At 45.6% G+C, this 19,475-nt stretch carries 21 protein-coding genes and 1 pseudogene; all 22 read right to left on the reverse strand.

Going from position 1 to position 19,475, the window contains the following annotated elements:
- Positions 1-549: pseudogene (locus NE473_RS27840) on the reverse strand (hypothetical protein); the annotation flags it as partial.
- Between the two features lie 25 nt (positions 550-574).
- The gene (locus NE473_RS27845) at positions 575-1,120 is read right to left on the reverse strand and encodes a hypothetical protein (RefSeq protein WP_118042801.1); all 546 of its coding nucleotides are present in this window, start codon (positions 1,118-1,120) and stop codon (positions 575-577) included.
- Positions 1,121-1,139: 19 nt separating this feature from the next.
- Positions 1,140-1,793 (reverse strand): Rha family transcriptional regulator, encoded by a 654-nt coding sequence (locus tag NE473_RS27850; protein WP_118042802.1) that lies wholly within the window; start codon positions 1,791-1,793, stop codon positions 1,140-1,142.
- 178 nt (positions 1,794-1,971) lie between these two features.
- Positions 1,972-2,517 carry a hypothetical protein gene (locus tag NE473_RS27855; protein WP_118042803.1) on the reverse strand — a complete coding sequence of 182 codons (546 nt, stop codon included), beginning with the start codon at positions 2,515-2,517 and terminating at the stop codon, positions 1,972-1,974.
- 51 nt (positions 2,518-2,568) lie between these two features.
- Positions 2,569-4,563 carry a phage tail spike protein gene (locus NE473_RS27860; protein ID WP_118042804.1) on the reverse strand — a complete coding sequence of 665 codons (1,995 nt, stop codon included), beginning with the start codon at positions 4,561-4,563 and terminating at the stop codon, positions 2,569-2,571.
- The gene (locus tag NE473_RS27865; RefSeq protein ID WP_118042805.1) at positions 4,563-5,261 is read right to left on the reverse strand and encodes a distal tail protein Dit; all 699 of its coding nucleotides are present in this window, start codon (positions 5,259-5,261) and stop codon (positions 4,563-4,565) included. The genes NE473_RS27860 and NE473_RS27865 overlap by 1 nt, the downstream gene beginning before the upstream one ends.
- Complete coding sequence (locus NE473_RS27870) at positions 5,261-8,392, reverse strand: hypothetical protein (RefSeq protein WP_118042806.1); 3,132 nt, start codon at positions 8,390-8,392, stop codon at positions 5,261-5,263. The genes NE473_RS27865 and NE473_RS27870 overlap by 1 nt, the downstream gene beginning before the upstream one ends.
- A 42-nt stretch (positions 8,393-8,434) precedes the next feature.
- The gene (locus NE473_RS27875) at positions 8,435-8,647 is read right to left on the reverse strand and encodes a hypothetical protein (RefSeq protein ID WP_118042807.1); all 213 of its coding nucleotides are present in this window, start codon (positions 8,645-8,647) and stop codon (positions 8,435-8,437) included.
- Positions 8,644-9,219, reverse strand: coding sequence for a Gp15 family bacteriophage protein (locus NE473_RS27880; RefSeq protein WP_118042808.1), 576 nt, complete (start codon positions 9,217-9,219; stop codon positions 8,644-8,646). The genes NE473_RS27875 and NE473_RS27880 overlap by 4 nt, the downstream gene beginning before the upstream one ends.
- Entirely contained in the window at positions 9,216-9,608 is a 393-nt protein-coding gene (locus NE473_RS27885) for a DUF6673 family protein (RefSeq protein WP_118042809.1), read from the reverse strand. The genes NE473_RS27880 and NE473_RS27885 overlap by 4 nt, the downstream gene beginning before the upstream one ends.
- Positions 9,609-9,625: 17 nt before the next feature.
- Positions 9,626-10,414, reverse strand: a complete 789-nt coding sequence (locus NE473_RS27890; RefSeq protein ID WP_256265457.1) for a hypothetical protein — start codon at positions 10,412-10,414, stop codon at positions 9,626-9,628.
- A 420-nt stretch (positions 10,415-10,834) separates the two neighbouring features.
- A complete protein-coding gene (locus NE473_RS27895; protein WP_118042811.1) occupies positions 10,835-11,236 on the reverse strand; it encodes a hypothetical protein in 402 nt (133 codons plus the stop codon).
- Positions 11,236-11,634, reverse strand: coding sequence for a DUF6751 family protein (locus NE473_RS27900; RefSeq protein ID WP_118042812.1), 399 nt, complete (start codon positions 11,632-11,634; stop codon positions 11,236-11,238). Before NE473_RS27900 ends, NE473_RS27895 begins: the two co-directional genes overlap by 1 nt.
- Entirely contained in the window at positions 11,603-12,028 is a 426-nt protein-coding gene (locus NE473_RS27905; protein ID WP_118042813.1) for a head-tail connector protein, read from the reverse strand. Before NE473_RS27905 ends, NE473_RS27900 begins: the two co-directional genes overlap by 32 nt.
- A gap of 11 nt (positions 12,029-12,039) precedes the next feature.
- A complete protein-coding gene (locus NE473_RS27910; protein ID WP_182284262.1) occupies positions 12,040-12,318 on the reverse strand; it encodes a head fiber protein in 279 nt (92 codons plus the stop codon).
- An 11-nt stretch (positions 12,319-12,329) separates the two neighbouring features.
- The gene (locus NE473_RS27915; RefSeq protein ID WP_118042815.1) at positions 12,330-13,304 is read right to left on the reverse strand and encodes a phage major capsid protein; all 975 of its coding nucleotides are present in this window, start codon (positions 13,302-13,304) and stop codon (positions 12,330-12,332) included.
- Between the two features lie 11 nt (positions 13,305-13,315).
- A complete protein-coding gene (locus NE473_RS27920) occupies positions 13,316-13,909 on the reverse strand; it encodes a hypothetical protein (protein ID WP_118042816.1) in 594 nt (197 codons plus the stop codon).
- 71 nt (positions 13,910-13,980) lie between these two features.
- Positions 13,981-14,265 carry a ribosomal-processing cysteine protease Prp gene (locus NE473_RS27925; RefSeq protein ID WP_118042817.1) on the reverse strand — a complete coding sequence of 95 codons (285 nt, stop codon included), beginning with the start codon at positions 14,263-14,265 and terminating at the stop codon, positions 13,981-13,983.
- Positions 14,266-14,281: 16 nt separating this feature from the next.
- Positions 14,282-15,445, reverse strand: coding sequence for a phage minor capsid protein (locus NE473_RS27930; RefSeq protein WP_118042818.1), 1,164 nt, complete (start codon positions 15,443-15,445; stop codon positions 14,282-14,284).
- On the reverse strand, positions 15,445-16,875 hold the full coding sequence (locus NE473_RS27935) for a phage portal protein (protein WP_118042819.1): 1,431 nt from the start codon (positions 16,873-16,875) through the stop codon (positions 15,445-15,447). Before NE473_RS27935 ends, NE473_RS27930 begins: the two co-directional genes overlap by 1 nt.
- Positions 16,862-18,244 (reverse strand): PBSX family phage terminase large subunit, encoded by a 1,383-nt coding sequence (locus NE473_RS27940; protein WP_118042820.1) that lies wholly within the window; start codon positions 18,242-18,244, stop codon positions 16,862-16,864. Before NE473_RS27940 ends, NE473_RS27935 begins: the two co-directional genes overlap by 14 nt.
- Positions 18,183-19,112 carry a terminase small subunit gene (locus NE473_RS27945; RefSeq protein ID WP_256265458.1) on the reverse strand — a complete coding sequence of 310 codons (930 nt, stop codon included), beginning with the start codon at positions 19,110-19,112 and terminating at the stop codon, positions 18,183-18,185. Before NE473_RS27945 ends, NE473_RS27940 begins: the two co-directional genes overlap by 62 nt.
- Positions 19,113-19,475: the final 363 nt, after the last annotated feature.

Here is a 19,475-nt window from a genome sequence, read left to right on the forward strand (position 1 = left end):
ATTGATAACACATATCCCTGAAGATTTATCTTTTATGATCCGGGTGGCCCATGTTCCATAGATGGCATAACCAGGGTTTAATGTAATATCTTTGACAATTAATCCAGTTATGCTGGCTAAATCACTATTTAACTGAGTAATCTTGTCATCGAGGGACTTCCCCATCGGACCGCTTAATACGGTTGTTGCGTCCGTCGCAAGCAGATTATTTACGATCTTACTTTTCTCAATGAGTTTTGTCATGACCTTATCGGCGATCGCGTCAATTAGTTCCTGAGATGTCACGCTTGCTCCTGCCTCTCTCAGTACTCCGCTTGTATCCACAGCGGTGATTGCAGAAAGTGCCTCAGCCGCAAAGCCACGCGCCATATACTTCCAGTTCGCTCCCGGTGCAGGAGTTACTCCACGTAAATTATCCTTCAACGCAACCCAAGTACTCCCGTTATAATATACCACATCACCGGTTCGATATGTGGTACCTGACGCATAATTTCCTTTGTCCACAAAACCTATGCGTCCTAATTCTGTATATCCTTCTGGTGCTGCCATCAAATAGTACCTCCTCTTTTCTTTTTTATACCATAATTTTCCAATAGAGCACTGAATCCACGACAGTAAAATTCACACCTACCCCCGCTTTTATATAGAGGGTTGATTCTGCCGGATCAAAATAAAAACCAGGCGCTACAATCTGCGAGTACTGCGCGGCCCTGTCTGCGTCGTTTTTGGCATTGTCCGCATAAGTCCCGGCCTGCCTGCTGTAATACTCGCTGTTATTGGTATTCTCTCCCTCTCGCGTCCCGGTTCCACCGATTGCCCAGCTTTTTGCCTCCGTAGCACTTACTGCGGAGTTTGTAGCCTGCTCTGTAGCACTTCCGAGAATATCATCCGCATGATTCAAGGTTTCATTTGCTCTCGCTGTTGCCGCATTCGCATCGGTCACAGCTTCATTGGCTAAAGTAATTGCATTATTAATTCTTGTAACTTGCACCGCTACGTTAGCTACAACATTTTCACCCTCTTTATTGACCTTTTCAGCCAATGAGATCATAGAGCCACGAACGTCTTTCCCTTTCCGCGCGCTCCTGAAATTCTCTATTTCTCTGCTTATATCTGCCATGTTTCACCTCACTTTCCTCCTATCCGACCAACTGTTTAACACTGTTTTCCTGAATGAAATCTCTGATTTTATCATATCCCCAGCCACAATTAATAAGGCCGCTGACAAGCATTTCCATAGATTGAACCGCAGATAATTCCTCAACAGTAAACCTATCTCGTAAATTGTCCTGGCTTCCTATTCCATATAATTCTCTGAGCTGCTTCGCATTTTTCCCGAATATCGCCTTGTAAATTGCATTTGTATAAGTAGAGTACGCATGTCCATGCATTCGTTCGTTTTCCTGGGAACGCTGAAGTGTATTTGTAAGCGCTTGCCGTACAGCTATACCTTTTTCACGTTCCTTCATTTTACCGATTAATGCATTTTCCATAGCATTGAACTGCTTTATGTATGCAAGTTTAAATTTAATAGCCTTTTCTCCTGTATATCCCATTACAAGCAGTGTGAAACCATCTCTTGTCATGTAATACATCGGGTTCTTTTTTCCATTCGTCGCTACATAATAGCTTTCACTGAATAGCCCCGAAATATCGGGGCTACTGATACTCGCAGATAAATTTCTTATATCCTCAATTACGTGGTAGTGTTCTTTCCCGAATGTTTCAGCAACATCTAAACTTGTGCATGTGGCAACTTCTTCTTTATTAAATTTTCTGATTTCCACTAACATAGATTCTTATCCTCCGATCTATTTTCTGTTTTTGGCATAGAAAAAGAGCACCTGTTTTCAGGCGCTCATCACTGGTTTTCCTATTTTAAATTGTAGCACATTTGGGTGTGACAAACGTGACAATTTACTTGACACAGAAAAAGAGCGGGGAAATTATCCTCGCTCTCTGTAATTTTTATTATTCATGGCTTGTGCACGCTGGCACGTACTGGGTATCCAGCCATGCCAGAAATTCGGGATTGTCTGAGTTGACTACTCCATCAGCTCCGGTTGTCAGGCCATCGTAATATTCGTAGCCCTCCATTAATTCTCCATATCCATTAAAGGCGTATAAAACATCATCTATTTTCGTTACTCCCAGCGGGATGGTCTTATCATCAAACTCGAATGACCATATTCCTTTTTCGCTCTGAGTCCACTTCCCAGAATATGTGTCCCTCTTTTTTACAACACCGGTTCCATCATCCCCATTTACCGCCCACTGTGGAAGCAGTCCCATATTGAATTTTCTCTCAATATGTTCTCTCTTTAGTTTATCATCCTTAGTTGTAAACTGTACACAATGCTCGTCATTAAGCCACGTCCATTCATATGATGAATTTTCCTCTTCATTCAGCGGAGATTTACGTATGAAATCACCATTAACTACATCAGCCATAGCAAACGAACCAAAAAGCAAACTAAATGTTAAAACAATAGTCAGTAAAGACATTTTTTTAAACATTTTATATTTCACCCCTTTCTGACTATATTATATCATCTATATACCTTCGGTTCAACCCTCCAATCCATCTATTCTATCCCTCAAATCTCTTACTCTGCCATACAAATCCTTAAACATATCTAGTGCAGACATATTTTCCGTCCAAGGATCATCGAAAATTATATCTCCTGTGACAATACCACTATAACCAACACGGGTTATCATTCCATCTCTTTTTAATTCAAGTGCTGGCCCTGTTCCATCAAATTCTTGAGTAGATAATACAATAGAATTACCTGCATCTTTACTATATATAGTCATGTCAGAAATGCCAAACCCATTAATCCATGCATAATTTTCAGTAATCAGCACATTCCCTATATTGATCTCACCAGAATTTATAATCACTGATCCGTCGCTGTCCACCTCAAATGTACCATTACCGATATTAATCCTGCCGCCTATAATTGATGATCCTTTGATGGTACTACCCTCAATAATGCCAAGAAGCACATGCAAGCCGGTCTTATCCCATGTACCGATCACCTCGCCCTGTGCATTCTTAACGGTAATGCTCCCATCTTTCGCCAGGCCAGCGCCGCCCACCTCGAGAATGCCGCCGCGAATTCTGTCCGCCAGCATCGTACCGGATGTTATGAAATCAGCCACAAGATTACCATCAATCGTCCAGGCATTCCGGTATGGTCCATTTATGCCGGTTGTAGAAAAGCCAAGGCCGTTCTGATTAAGCTGAATCACATGGGTAGCCGTGTTCTTATCCGGCGTGTTCATCACCAGGATTCGCCATGGGTGGATTTTCTTACCGGTAACGGGGTCCTCGACGTCCAGAACCACATACCCACCAAGTCCGCCAGTAATCAATGAGGTGGCATTCTCCACCTTACGCCTGATCTCGCTCGAGGCAGATTCCCCTACCTTCTTTATGGAATTTGATAGTTCCACCTGCTTACTTACATTTGCAGCTGTGAATGTCTTTACGGTTGATCCAAGGGATATACTCCCTTTTTTCGGATCGTCAAGATATAGGTCAAGCCTCGCAAGCAGCATATCTTTCTTAACCCCGTGGGGCTTGCTCTCCGCGGTTGTCCACCGGCCAACCTTAAACCTACGGATATCTACCCCCGCATAATTAAGATCAAGAGCCTTAACGGTTAGTGTATCCGGTATGTTGGTCAGTTCCTTAATCAGTGCTTTCGCCTTTTCAAGTAGTACGGAAGGCTCCGTTACATCAGCCCATTGATAGGTGACTGTTATGATTCCATATTCATCAACCACGCTCTGATCTGCCGTAATATAATCGCTTCCGTCATTCACAGACGTGATATCAACGGTTTTTGTCTGCACTTCCCCGTTCTCGTCTTGGTACTCCACTTCCGCGCCATAAGGTATTAACCGCGTAGCGATTTCCGTCGCATCCTGGTATTTCGTCAGATCAAGCAGATTCACTCCGAAACGTATCTTCTGCTCATTGTATCCGCCATGGTCATAGGTGTAATTAAGATACTTCTTACCGCCCTTATACTCCACGTACAGGCAGCCCCCATACTTGCTTATCAGATAGGTATTAACCGTGTTCCATGTGTTTTCCAGTTTTGTGCTTTCCCGCTTAATGTTGGATTCATCATCGACCACATTCACGGTTCCAAGCAAAAACTGTTTTCTTTCCTCCACCTGACGATTATGGTTATCAATCAGGTAGGCCAGGAAATCACGGATATTACCGGTATGGGAAAACGGGCGCTGGATACTGTCGATCAAGTACCCCATGCTCCCCTCGCATACAATCTTCTTTACATTGTAAAAATCTGCTTCATCCGAAATTGCCCGCCCCTCATAAAGCAGCTCCCCATCTTCAATCACCCGTATGATGGATTTTAGTTTCTTGATGGTATTATAATACTCATGCATTGGGGGAATCATAAATTCTAATTGCCCAGTCTTATTAATGGTTAATATAAGGCGCGGCTCAAGCACTCTTAAAACGTCACTTTTCTGGTCATGTATGGGGTATACATGGCCGTCTACGATATTCTGTATCAGATACATTACAAGCTTCCTCCCCGGTATATTACCGTCACAGTCCCTTTTCCAGAAAACTGCAAGTGATATTCTCCATTTCCAATTAATATGTCAGTGATATAATTCACACCGGCGCTCAAAGCATATTCAACGCCTTCAAATATCACTTTCATGGCTTCGGAACACTCTATTTTAGGGATAACAGGCATAGGGCTTCCGTCAACTACAAGATCATATGTACCATTTACCGCTATGTTTCCATACTCCCGGATGACTCCGGTCTCGAAATCGAACGGGTCCCATAACCAATCCTCATCCGATGCAAGCAGGTCCAGTTTATACGGCTTGCAGTCAAACGTAAGTGTAATCTTACCGTATCTGCGATTATTCTTTTCATATTCGCATGTTCCCCGGCCGTCATAGTAATATCCCTCATCAAAATCAAATATCAGCTTTACTGGTTTTCCATGCAGATAGTTGCTGATATCACTGATTCTCGCGGCCCAGTTACTATATCCCTTATCCTCAAAATCACATTCCACCTTTATTTTCCGGTTCTCATACCGGGTTCCGAAATAGTCCGTCATATCAACGTAACCATCGGCGCCCGGTATGTCAATAAGGCTCTTTTTTACTTCCGGCAGACCTATATTGACCGAAATAATACGTAGCCCGAAATCTCGGTAAGAATGCTTTTCGTCATTAAATGTGATTCCTATAGGCATTACATGACACCTCTTTCCTCCGTCTTAGATACATTACCAAGGCTTTCATTTACCGGCTCTGAAACGAGATTACCGACCTTTTTATTATCCATATACACGCCGGTATTCTCCATGGCCTGCCCCATCTCGCGGCCCATACGTTTATAGTCGATTGCATAACCAGGGCCATACCCTTCATTTCCATAGCTGGACGCAGGTATCGACGCTGTGCCGGTTACATATCCCGTACCTGCTAGAGCTGCATCAACTGCATTTCCTGCCGTTACCGCGTCTATGGCGCTTCTCATGGCATTTCCAACGACTTCTGACATAGCCGCATAGAGATTTCCAGACATGGAATTAATACCTTCAATCATTTCAGTGATTGCAGTCTTTCCCAGGTCCTTCATGTCCGTTGGAAGCGTTTGTACCGCTCCTAACACATTCTGTGCAATTGCCTTGAATTTGTCCATATTCTCGGTTGTTCCGGACGCTTCCTTTACTGATCCGGCCATAGCGGAAACCAATTCAACCGCATTTTGAACCGCGGTAAGCTTCATCACCTCAAGTGGTTGATTCAGTGATACCCCCAGTTCCAGCATGGAAGCCGTGTACTCCTGCTGGTACTTCGCAAGTTCCGCAGAGGTTTCCTGTTGCATCTTTGTAATCTGGTCTGCAATATCCCTCCGCATCGGTTCCAACTCTTCTACGGCCTGTCTTCGTGCAAGGCGGTTTTTCTCCCTGAAAAGATCAACATATTCGTCTAACTCATCGTCGCTCATCTCCGTGAGCAACTGGATTTCTGCCGCTGCCTTCGGGCCAAGCTTCTGTAACTCTTCCAGAAGTTCCTTTCCGATTCCGCGGTCACTTAAATCGTCTAAGTTTTCTCTCCACTGTTCCAGCCCGTCAACCTGTGACCGGAGATTATTCAGGAGATCATCAGATGATAATTCCGTATCCGCAGAAAACTCGTCAAAGAGTCCGAACGCTGACTTTATTTCATCTGTTCTCTGACTTACTGCATCTTCGTACTGTTTATTCAGATCAAGAATCTTATCGTTTAAGTCTTCATATGCTTTTGCAACATTATCAGTGTACTTCTCCTCGGCCTGGAGCATCTGATTTTCAAGTTCTTTCTTTGCTGTAAAGTATTCTTTATCTGCGTCGATCTTTGCCTGTGTGCCTTCTTTTACCTGCTTTCTGGCTTCGTCCCAATAGGCCGCCTCCTCTGCAAGTGTGAAATTATTATATACTTTGTAGTTGTCCAGCCGCTTCTTTGCAGAGTCGAGAACTGCCTGTGCGATCTCTTCCGCGCTGCTCTTCGCATACTTCTTGTTTCTCGCAATACCATCAGCAATGCCAAGCGCTATATTCCTGCCTACCTCGTCACGGAATACCCTGGATGGGGAGTGGATTCCCAACATATTTTTCAACCCGTTAAGAGCTGATTTCCCTACTTCTTTTGCAGCACCAACAACCGCACCGACCGCGTTTTTTAGCCCCTTCGCGATACCATCTACAATATCTTTTCCGATCTTCTTCCAATCAAATTCAGAAAATGCATTTTTGATTGACTCGATGATTTCCGGTATCTTTTTTATAAGATCAGGGATTGCCTTTATAAGGCCTACCGCCAACTCTCCAATCAATTCAATGCCTTTTTGTAAAAGTTCCGGAAGATGGGATGCAATTGTAGCGATTAATTTTGCAAGTACAGAGGCAATAGACGTAATGACAGCAGGCAGATTGTCAAGAAGACCATGTGCAAGCTGCCCGATTAATTTCGCACCAGATTCCAGAAGCTTCGGTAAAGCGGTCATAATCGCATCAACTAACCGGTTTAATATATTTCCGGCAGCTGAGATAACAGATGGAAGGTTGTTCAGTAAACCCTGTGCGAATTTTCCGCATACTTCAAGACCCTTGCTCACAATATTTGGGAGTCCAGTACTAATTCCCACTGTCAAATTATCCAGGAGCATTTTCCCCTGCGCCTGAAGCTGACCGGAATTTGACCGTATCCCTTCAATTACACCGGTAATAATCGACCAACCAAGGGAAGCTACCGAAGGAATCAACGTAATGATTCCCCGTGCAATCGCCATAAGTAGCTTTGCGCCTGCTTCCATCAGTTGTGCTGTGTTTCCGTCCAAGCCCTGTATCAGCATGTCAATGAACGAAACAGCAAGGTCAATAACGGCTGGCAGCTGTTCGATGATCCCAGTTGCAATGTCAGTTAAAAGGCTTGACCCCATCTGTATAAACTGGTCCGCACTACCTTCAAATTCCTGCCATAATTCCTCTATCACCATTGGAATTGTCTCGGCCAGCCTCGGAACGATTTCCCCAAGGTTCTTTCCCACATTACGGGCAACCGTGGCAATCGCATCCGCCAGTTCCTGGGCATTGCCTGATCCATTCAAGAAATTGTCAAAGGCTGCCTTGGCGGCATTCATGGAACCTTCTATGGTAGTTGATGCTTCCTTTGCGGTAGTCCCTGTTATGCCAAGTTCTCCCTGGATCACATGGATAGCTGAATAAACATCATTTAGGTTGCTGATGTCATATTTTACACCCGATATTTTGGTGGCATCTGCAAGAAGGCGGTTCATCTCTTCTTTTGTTCCGCCATATCCTAGTTTCAGGTTATCCAGCATCGTGTAATTCTGCTTTGCAAATCCCTGGTACGCATTCTGGATAGAGGACATGTCCGTGCCCATCTTATTGGCGTTATCGGACATGTCCACCATTGCCATGTCTGCAATCTTTGCCGCTTCTGCCGTGTCTCCGGCCACGCTCTGTAATAAGGAGGCGGAGAAACTGGTGACACTCTGCATATACTCATTGGCGGATAATCCGGCAGTCTTGTAAGCATTATTAGCGTTTTCTATGACTGTCTTAGCATTCTCTTTGAACAGCGTTTCCACGCCGCCCACGTTCTGTTCCAAACTGGCTACGGAACTTAAAGCGGCTTTGGACATGCCGCCGAATGCGGCAGTGATTCCGCCAATGGAGGCGCCAAGAACCGCAAGACCGCCTTTTGCTATTCCACCAAGTTTACCGAGTCCGATGGAAAATCCTTTTTCATCAATCTTTGTATCAAAATTTAAATGACCGTCAGCGGCAAATATTTGTAAGTCAAAATAAGCCATACTACTCCTTTCGCAGTAGCACGGCTCACAGGCTCACATATGCTATATCTTTATTTCAAATTCTTTTTTACACTCTTTACATTTCATGTATACACCATTGCTCTGTGCTGTGTTGTCATATAACACAGCGTTCTTTCCGCAATGGGGGCATTGATACCAATCACGCCTAGTTGGCGGTTTCTTAATTTTAGGTAATTCGTGAGAAAGTTCTTGTTCATTTACTGTTGCAAAATAGCTAATACCTTTCCATCTCACCAGAACATACCTCCGATCTCATCATCAGATGGGGCAGACTGCGGAATTGCAATCTTTCTCTGTATTCTCAAAATACGGTTACGCTCTTCAACGTCTTTTATCCGTGATGCATCGGTATTCCGGTACATAACACGCTGCTTAAATTCCGTGTCAGATGATAGGCCGTCTAGCAGTATCCGGAACTTCCACCAGTGCATGTGCGCTTTCGTTAAGTCAATCCGGTAATCATGCCAGAAGCCGGCAATAATACAGCGCGCGTCATATCGGAAATCATACAGCGGTTTTATGTTCCCCGTTTCTTCCTCTTCCTCATAATCAGCCTGATAACTCTCATCTTCTGCCTCAGCCATCTTAAAAAAGTCTATCAGCGGTTTGCAGGCATTTGCCTGATCCGCAAACGGGAGAGGATCACAGTAGAACAAGAGTATGGACTCGAATTTTTCTTCCGGCCCATACTCATCATCTTTCAAAAGGTCAACAAACCTTAGCCAGTCCTTAAAATCCGTTACAATCTCACGATGCTTACCGTTTAGCATCACCGAATTGGGATATCTGTCATAGATGAGGTTCACTTATTACCGCCACCATTCCGGTTATGCCGTCTCTGCTGCCTGTTCTGATGCGGTGCATACTTATTAAGCATCTGGCCTCTGCGCTGCATGGCCTCCTGATTACTGCGCCGTGCGGCATCAATAAAAGCCGAATAGGCTGCGTCACACATACCAGCATTTACTTTTCCCTCAAACATCTTTCCAGATGTCCCTTTTCCATAAATACAATCAAACAGGTTAAAAAACAGCCCACAGTATCCGCGTATTACCTCGCTTGTTGTGCCCGCCTTCTGCACTCGTTTTTCTTCCTCTTCCATCTGCTTAAACGCATTTTCGTAACGTTCTGCAAAATCCGCATCCTGTAAATCCACCTCAAACTCAAGATTGTTATAACTCCACTTCTGGCTCATAGGCTCACTCCTCTTTGTTATTGTTTATATGTGACGGTTGCAATACCGGCTTTTCTGGCCTTATTCCCTGTGCATTCTACAACAAGGATTTTTTGCCCATTTGCAGCCGTAATATCTGCTGATCCATCCCAAGTCTGCATTTCGCTGCAATCCGTATCATAAGCAGGAAGGGAAACATTTGTTCCTGTCTTATATCGGTATGTATTATCTGGCTGCTTTGCTGGGGTAACCGTTAATTTAGTAGTCCCAGAACCAGAACCCGCTACGCTGTGCACAGTTAATTCCCCCAATTCATGAGCCTGACCTTCTACAAATGTTACTGTCTGCCACTTATCGGAAGAAGTTGCAGTTCCCAGTATCATTTCTCCGATCGCCCGAAAATTACCAGAATAGATTAATGCGTCATTTCCATCACCGGTAGTATCCGGAATAACCGCATAGGTACGCTTTCGTGCGACCTTCGTTTCCCCCTCGGCAAAAAGATCTACCGTTACGATCTCGACATAAGCATCTGATCCGGTATATTCACCATCGGTAATCTCTGCAATCTTTTCATGCGTTGAAAGCGGGCTGTGACGGTCAAAACTATAACCGATCTGTGTTGCATATCCAACCACATCAGACCGCTCGGAATCCTCATCTACGTACGTTCTTGTGTACTGTTTCGGGCTTTTGGATTCAGACATAGATGAAAAGCCCTGCATGCGCACAAACTTAGGTTCTTCCCCGGTTCCGACGTTCATGAAAGCGACTCTCTTAGACCGCTTTACCAACTTTGCTTCATTAATTTTGTCAACTGTTGCCATGTTGTTTCCTCCTATTCATAGAGTAATCTTAATTGTATCTGATATCTTGCAAGGTCCCCGTCCGAGTCGAAAAGATAATAGCTCGATATCATGACATTCGAAATAGCTGAATATCCTTCCAGTTCCGGAAGAATATCATTATCGTTTTGATCTTCTACCCAATTAGACAAATTCTGATAAAAATATGAATTGTCTATCATGGTACGGGCGTCTCCGTCGTAAGCTTCTTTTGACGTGAAAGAGTATTGGAATTGATATACCTTCCCTCCGTCCACGTATTCTTTGTATACCGGATCAGCCGGTATTGGGTCCAGGCTGTACGCTCGACTGTTGGGGAGATAATCAATATTAAATTCCCCGTCGTGCAAGAATGGACACTGCATGAAATATTTCCTGAGTGCGCCTATAATAGACTCATTGTTAATTGTTCGCAATGATCTTTTCCGCCCCCTTCCGAATCGTCTCGCCTTTCGCGGTCTTCATACGCTCAAACCATAGTTTACCGCGGTTTCCGTTGTCTCCGTGGTTCTCATAATACTTCCGCCGCGCATACGGGGCCAAGTACTCTATTTCTGCACTGCCAATTACGGTTCCAAGCTGCGCGGACTTAATCATGTACCCGGTTCTTCGTGGCGTCATCGGGTCCATGTACCGCAGGCACTCAGAATCGACAAACTCCTGTGCCTTTGCAAATCCTTTTGATTTCTGCTGACCGAATCCCGGCGCCCATTCCAAGTGCGCGGTTACACTGCCGTTGCTGCTCTTCTTCTGATACAACTCTCCGCGTGGCGTGGATATCTGAAAAACCCTTTTCTGTGCCATTAAATACCACCCACTCTCCAGTGCTGCAAGCTGCCAAAACGATTATCAGACCATGATGTGATTTTAAACACCTGATACAGTTCCTTCTGCAAATCAGAAGGCTTTTCTATTTCCTTCGCTATGGCTCCACGCGCTATATAGTCATCGTTCTTTAAGGTCCATGTATTTTCCTTGCCTGTGTACTCTTCCGGCGCAACATAATGTGATCCGGAAAACTCCGCATCTACTGGTATCCTAACTTTAAAGGAATCCGCAGAAGCAAGGCCGCCGTCTGTTACGCTGACTTTATTATCAACATAGAACCACGCCTTTTTTATCACTGTCCTGCGCCATTCTTTCAACCGTGTATCAGGATTCAGGAAAGAGTTATAGACCGTAATATCCGCATTTGTGGTCATTGTGACACCTCACCTTTCGATTCAGCCAGCCAGTAGGCAGCAGATACATATACACAGCATCATAAGCCTTCCGTCTAACCGCTTCTTCCGCCGTCTGGCCGTCTGTCTGTTCCACTACATAAGACACAGAATAGCCGTCATTGTTCTCAGACCGAACAGGGCCAGCCTTTCCGTCCGCCTTTCTCTGCTCCTGCTCCTGTTCGGCCACATAATACACATCTGCCGCTGCACAGACCGCATCCTTTACCATGTCATTCGGTATGGAAAATATGTCACCATTCAAATGGGTAAGGTATCGGATGTACGCTTCTGCCTTGCGTTTAGCTGCCGGGAATGCTTCTTCCGGCATTTTTCCACCATACTCGGCCCGATAATATTCATAATCCACATACATCCTGAATCCCCCTATTCCATGGCGCCGCTTGCTTTCAGCCCATCAATGATTGACTTTATTGCAGATGCGCATGTTTCTGCTGTTGCTCCTGAAACGTTAAATGTCACAGCAGGTGCCTTCTTGACTCCACCGATAGCATCTGTTTTCGCCGCAGGCAACGTATATCCTTCCCCACTAGGCCAGTTATCCGCCAATTTCTGTACTAATTCAGCAATCTGCCCGTCAGTAGGGGCAGATGATTTCCCTGTAACCTTCTTATAGAGATTTTTTAATGCATCTGTAATCTGCATACACAATCCTCCTATGCGTTCTTCAGGATAGCAAACGGGCATCTCTTGTTTTTATCAGTCTGGACCGAGTTGATTGGGTTGGGAATTTCCCATCCCAGCCTCATGACCGCCCTAAGAGCCACCATGTCATTCTGCATCAGGTTATAAGCAATCGAGCCATCCGTGTTCTGTACAATACCCTCAGTAAACAGCTTAAAGGTAATATCCTGACGGATTGCATATACCATCTGATTGAAGTCTCCCGAGATCATCAACGCTTTGGACTTATCGAACGCTCCGTTGTTCGGGAAGTTCATCGGGCTGCCGTCCAGAGAATATGTAGTACCGCTCTGCATATCAGACTTAAAAATTGGATTTCCCGTCGAATCCCGCAAACCTCTCAGCTTCGCCCTCATGGAAATATCAGCCATATGGCCGCTTACAAAGTATCCGGAATCCTCTACCTTCGCAATTACGCCGTTCTCGGCCATAATCTTATCATACAGGGAATCACCTTCGGCAAGCGTTACAACTGCATTCGCTTTTGTTGCTGTAGCAACAAGGCCATCTCTCCAAGAGGTGGGCTTGTTAACATTGAAAAGGATTGCTTCGTCGATCAACTTACCGAACGCCTCAACAACTCTCGGTTTCACTTCTCCCCAAATGTCATAATCCGAATCATCAAGTACAGCTTCCGGAATCGGAACGATAACGGCGATTTCCTCTGCTGTAATGACCTTCTTATCCCACTGCTGTTTCGTGGTCTTTTTGGCTCCGGTATCACCGTCCACAAAATAGGCAATCGGGAGCATGTCAAGCACCGGCATTTTATAGGTTTTCGTTGACATGTTAGGGAGCTTACGGCCCCTTGAAAGTACCGTAGACTGAGTAACTACCCCCTGGATAATTTCTCTGGCTGGCTCTTCTGGAATTAGAGAATCTGCCCCACTTCTGTCAATAATCAATGCATCGTCTGCAAAAATCTGTAAATTGTACTTATGTCTCATATTTGACCTCCTTATCGTCTGGCCGCCATTCTTATGGCGTTATTAATATAGTCGTTCGTGTCCTCAGAAGCTCCGGCGCCGCCTGTATGTGTCGAGGTTGTCACCTTGTATGACGTCTGGCCTGCAAACTTCGGATTCTCCTTCAGGAATTCCGCCGCCGCCTTGTCAAAAGGAAGTTTATCCGTAACCTTCTGATTAACTTTAAATAGCACATAGTCGAGATCATCAGGTTTTACACCTTTGTCCCGCAGAAACCCGCTGTTTTTAAGCTGTTCGAGTTCCGTTTTATATTTATCCCGTTCGAGTTCGACCGCAGAAATGTTAGGCTTATTCTTTTCCTTATTCGTCTTGTAATCTTCCATGGCCCGCTTTACTTCGTCCTCGCTAAGTCCGTGCTGCTCAAAGTAAGATTTCAAGGCCGCCGCCTCTGCTCTCTGTGCTCGTGCCGCGGCAATAGCTTCTGCCTGCTCGAATGTGTAAGTTGCTGTACTACCGGCGTTCTGGCTGCCGTTACCATTTCCGGCTGTCGTGCTCGTTGTTGTGCTCGTTGCTGCACCGCCTTCGCCGCCGTCTGCGAAAAGCTGTAAATTAATTCTCTTTCTCATCCTAATACCTCCGTTTTAAGTACGTTAACTATTCCGATGCTTTTAAAGCCTTCACGTTTCGGGCATGATTTTTAAACGTATGTGATGCAACCATATTCCTGATTAATTAAGCATATCCCAAGAAACCAGGCGTCAATAATCGTCTTCCCCTTATCATTGATCCGCTGCCATCTGACGGATATGTTTCCTGTATCCATGACGGTTTTAAAATCTCCTTCAGCCAAAGCATTCAGGCTTTCGGCAAGCGTCAGGGTAAGCGCAGATACCGCAGCACATACCAGATCACGCCCAGGCGGCGCAAATCCGGCATGTCCTTTTACAGATATCTCATTCTCTCTTACCATTACCTGTATCATAATCCCCCTCCTTTCACTACGGCGCTACACGCCCTCTCATATCGTAGTAGATTCTCTCACGCTGCTCTACGAGTTCCATTTTCCTGCAAAATGCCTTGTACTCATCAAGCTGCGCCTGATACTTGCATCTCGCAAGCATAACCATGTCTTCATCTGCTCCGGCCTTCTGTAATAACCTTACCTTCTCACGCTGCGCTCTCATATTCGTTTCAAGGTATCGCTGGCGCTGTGTGGCCTCGTATTTTGTGTATTCCCGGCCTTTAAAACGCTTAGGCTTATCTTCCTTCGCATTCTGTTCGGAAAGCCACTTATCGCTGAATTGCCGCTCAGAAATACCAGGAATAAACGGATAATAGCTATGGTAGCAATTCGCGCCGTTAAGCCCGGTTACAGTTCCAAGGCCGCATACGGTCCGCAATTCTTCACGGCTCCAAACTTTGCCTTGCCACACTCTGTGTGTCGGTCTGGCTCCCTCGTGCCAGTCAATCTCGAAATAGTCTGTATGCAGCTTCTTGGCGTTCATTTCCGAAATCTTCCCGGTAAGCTGTGAAATCCCCGTCATAACTGCCCTTCTGGCAGCTACATCACAACGGCTTGTATATCCACTCGCATAATCGACGGTACGCAAGCCCGAATTCGTCATTTGTGTTACCACACGTCGGATCACGGTGTTATAATCGAATGCCCCGGAAGTGATCTCAACAATGGCATTATCAAGATACTCATTGTAATAGTCTGCCAGCGGCGAAAAAACCAGCCGGCCGCCGCCCATATCAACCTTAAACCCCAGGGATCGAGTGATATTATACAGTTCATCGTTGGATTGCTGAACAAGAGCGTTGGTAAGTTGCTGTAATTCCTGATTCGCTTCATAAGGGACAAAATTCTCATTCACCTGTTCATATAGCTGCTTCGCTCTCGTATAATATTTCTCGATCACTTCGTCGTACAGCTCGAACGTTTCCGGGAAGGAATCTCCTACTGCTTTTTTAATGATATCCTCGATATCCTTTGTACTGTTTCCCAGTATGTAGTATCTAAGGAGTTGATAATCGGCGGTTGACGTGATCGTTCCGGTCTTCTTAATCCGGCGTATCACATCTTCCATAATTCGAGTTTCGAGGTTCCGATACTTCTTCTCGATTCCCGTAGCCAGATAACTTTCATAGCTTTTGTTCATTACGGAATCACTCCCGTCTGTTCAGGGATTTTCTTCGCTGCCTGCTCCTCTGTTTCCCCGTACCACTTCGCCCGGTATTCTGCTAGGCTCATAACCCCCATAGCTACGTCCTGCCGGTCCTCTTTGCGCTCCGTCTGCTTATCCTCAATGATTGAATCATCAAAGTCGATTGTTATCTCTGTCTCTTCAGATAGGCCAGGGACTTTCGCCACAATCCCTAACCGTATGATAATTTTAATCAGCCTTTTGAGCACAGCATCAAGTACAATCTCGTGCTTCTGCAACGTCCGGTACATATCGGAATTTTCCGAGATCACTTCCGTGGCTGTTGTTACGCCTCCCTGCTCAAAACGGTAACGCTGTGTTCCGAACCCACATTTCATTGAAAGATAATTAAGATCATCATTAATAGCTTTGCTGTGCTGCTCTACCCTCAGCGTCATATCAATTTCTTTAATAGGCTCTTTCGAGTCCTTTAAATAATCATCTGGGAGGCGATAAAACACAGTATCACCAGTATCAAAAGTCGGATTTCCGTCTTTATCCTCCAGCATCTCAGGCGCCACAAATATTCTCTTCCGGCCAAGATCAAACTCGTTCGCGTACGAGTCATATTCCAGGTCTATCTTCCGGAATACATCAATGGAATTCGCCAAGAGTGACATACCCATCGGGTTATTATCGTCTTCCGCCGCATTGTTCACCAGATTCAGCCGGTCAATTACGTACTGTGGTTCTTTCGATCCGGTCTCTATCCTGTCAGCCAGCCCCTCAAACGGTGGTAATGCATTCCACTGTTCAGGCGTCAACTCCTTCCCGGCTCCGTTCGTGCATTCAACCACCACATTCTCGATGATATAGTTTCCTGCCGCTTCTCCGGCCTTCTCAGTTCTGTGAAACTGTATCTGTACGTACTTCTTTCGATTGTACGTGTGTGGGAATAAGAAAGCGCATTCCGTGATTTCACGGTTGTTCCATGACAGAGGGAAAATGTTGGGGGCCTCCAAATAGTTTATTCTTACTTCTCCTCCGTGCACATTCCCGGCCTCGTCAACGTCCATATTGTCGAGATACGGAATATAGGCCACTGTCCCGGTTGCCGCCTTGCGCTCCTGGTATTCATTTCCGATATTCCAGAAATCGTTTTTCTGCAATACTTCTTTGACGAATGTGTTCGTTGTCTCATCAGACAGCGTTACTTTCACCCGTTCATTAAGAAGCAGGTTAGCCATATCCTCGCATACCTTTTTCGGCATTCCGAGGCTGTGACGATGACATTTCGTCCATGTCCCCTGACCACCGTATATCCGGTAAACGTGGAACTTACGGACATTGCTCCGGTACCAACTATACCATTCCGATATTTTCGAGTAAAAGGAACTGTCTACTGTGTCAATTCCTTTCTTCTTGAAATAGCTAAATATATTCATCTTCCACCTCCTCATCCAGCGGATTCCGGTATTCCTTTTCGTATTCCTTCACCGGGAGCCAGTGTTTCATTTTTTTCCAGAACCCCATGACGAGATACCGGATAGCATCCATGCAGTGATCGTCCACCTTCACAGGTACTTCTTTTCCGCGCTCGATGGATTTCTTGTCATATTCATAAGTTCCGAATTCCTCCACTGCGTATTCCTGCAATGGTGAGATCGTCATAATCCCATATGTCAATAGCTTCTGTACTCTTGATATTCCGAGTTCTACCTCATTCTCGGCGCCTCGGATTAGAACAGTATAATCACAATCCCTCGTCGCTCTTTTGATCTCCTCCGCCAGCCCTCGCGCGGAAGGATCGATAAAAACATAAAAGTAACTGCACTCATACTTTTCATGCAACGCGTCTGTGAAAGAAATAAAGTCTTTCGCATAATCAGACGGGCTTTTCTGCTTTCCCGTTTCCCTGCCTGAGTAATAATACTCTGCAAGCCCGGTTAATCGTTTCTGGTATTCATCAAGGCCGGCCGCTTCATAAACGGTCGCGTTCTGCTGTCCGTAATCTACTCCAATACCAATAATCCGATACCGCCTATTTTCCGGCCTCTCCTTATGCTTGTCAGAAAACATGTAGTAGATTACCTCATCTACCCCTATGCTCTGCCCCAGCCATACCCACCTGTATTGTCGCTCATCTGCCGCCTTCATGATCTCCGCAGACTCTATCAGGTCTTTTCCAAGCCAGTCCTCCGGAACGTCTCTATAGTCCGTGTGAATATGGATACAGTCCGCCCGCTTCTCCATCTTCTTGCACCACTTGTTGATTGGTGCGTTCGGATTCTTTGGCGGGTTGTATAGATATATCATCTGGAATCCGCTGCTGTTGCCACGGATAAACGTAGCCTCGATATTCTGTAGTTCGTCTTCTCCCTCGCCATCATCAAAGAATTCGGTAAGTTCATCGAGGATAACCAGCTTAATAGGCTTGCTCTCATCAATGATACCTTTTGTATCGTCGATACCATCAGAACCGGCGAAATACATCGTAGTGCCATATTTACGGTACGTGATTTCCATGGGTGATTTCCCGATCCGGAACGCCCTCTTGTCGATTCCCAGCCGGTTGATACCTCTCAGCATCTCCTTGTACACCGTCTTCCGCAGCTTGTTATGATGCTTTCTGAGCACTACTACGGAACCGTTCGGGTCGTTGATTAACTGGAAAATACTCCGAACGCCCGCGTAACTTGATTTCGTACCGGCTCTTCCGGATGTTAAAATGATATGGCGGTGTGTCTTGTCGTTAAACAGCGGAAGATACTTCGGTATGATCGTCTCTGATATCCTGATCTGCTTGCGGTGCATCGTTTATCACCTCCACGCCGTCGCCGTTGTCTCCGCCTGCGCTCTCCCTAATGATCTTCCCGGTCTGTGCCTGTATATGGTCAATCCTTGCCCGCTGTTCTGGCGTCGCAAGGTCCATGTGGTCAGCAAGCCATTCCAGAGCCTTCATACGGTCCGCTAGCTTTATACTGGCTCCGTCCCGCCCCTGCTTAACCTCCGTTATGATCGTTCCGTCAACCACATCGGATTCACGGAAACGAACGCTGTTAACAGTTTTCATGAGCGGAACTTTTTTCCCGGTTGCCGGGTCCTCAACCTGTATGGGGCCGAACGCTCCCATGGCCTGTATTTCCTCTCTGCCAAACTCCACATAATCGGTAATGTCAGAAAATGCAATGTCCATGTACTTCTGGAAAATATCGTGTTCGTCAAGCATTTCCCGGTTTAGCCGGTCCTGCTTAAGCCGCGTGATTTCCGCCCTGACCTTTGGATTTCTTAGTAGTTTGCACCCTTCGACCATTGCCGTCTCGTAACTGCTGTTATACGCTTTCTGGTATGATCTCGTTGCGTTGAAGCATCTCACATACCGGATGCAAAAAAGTCGTTGCTTGTCGGTCAGGTTAGGATTTTCTATCACCTGTATAACTTCCTCTGCAACAACTTCCTCTTTCTTTTTCCGAACGTTCGCTTTCTTTTCTGAGCGTTCGCACTTATTTTCCGAACGCTCGCTTTTCTTTTCCGAACGTTCGCTTCCCCACTTATATGTTGATTTCCAACGCCTGACCGTTCCCTCTGGTAGATTTAGTTCGTTTGCTATCTCCACTAATTTCTTTCCAGCAAGAAACATTGCTTCTGCCTGCTGTACTCTCTGATCTGGCGCTCTTGCCATGGTACCACCTCTATTCGCATAAAATAAAGGCACCCGTTTGCCGCCGGATGCCTTTTACAAGGAGAAACAGATTATGAAGAATGAAGCGGATCACCCGGAATCGAACCGGGACACATTACCTTCCTATGGTCGGTGAATGTCCATCTGCTATTGATGGTATGCTCCACATATACCGGATCGTCTCCGGTATTGCCCTTATTGATTTTGTAAGGTCTATTAAGGGAGAACTTTTAGACCTTGTACGGCAGCATGGACGCAGCGCCCACATTATGGACACCTCTCCATTAAACCGCCGTTATACAATCCATACGCGCCGTTATACCGATTGTGTGAGGGTTTCCAGCCGCATGCACTGCGGCCATT

Source organism: Hungatella sp. SL.1.14, from assembly GCF_024460495.1.
Taxonomy (GTDB): domain Bacteria; phylum Bacillota; class Clostridia; order Lachnospirales; family Lachnospiraceae; genus Hungatella; species Hungatella hathewayi.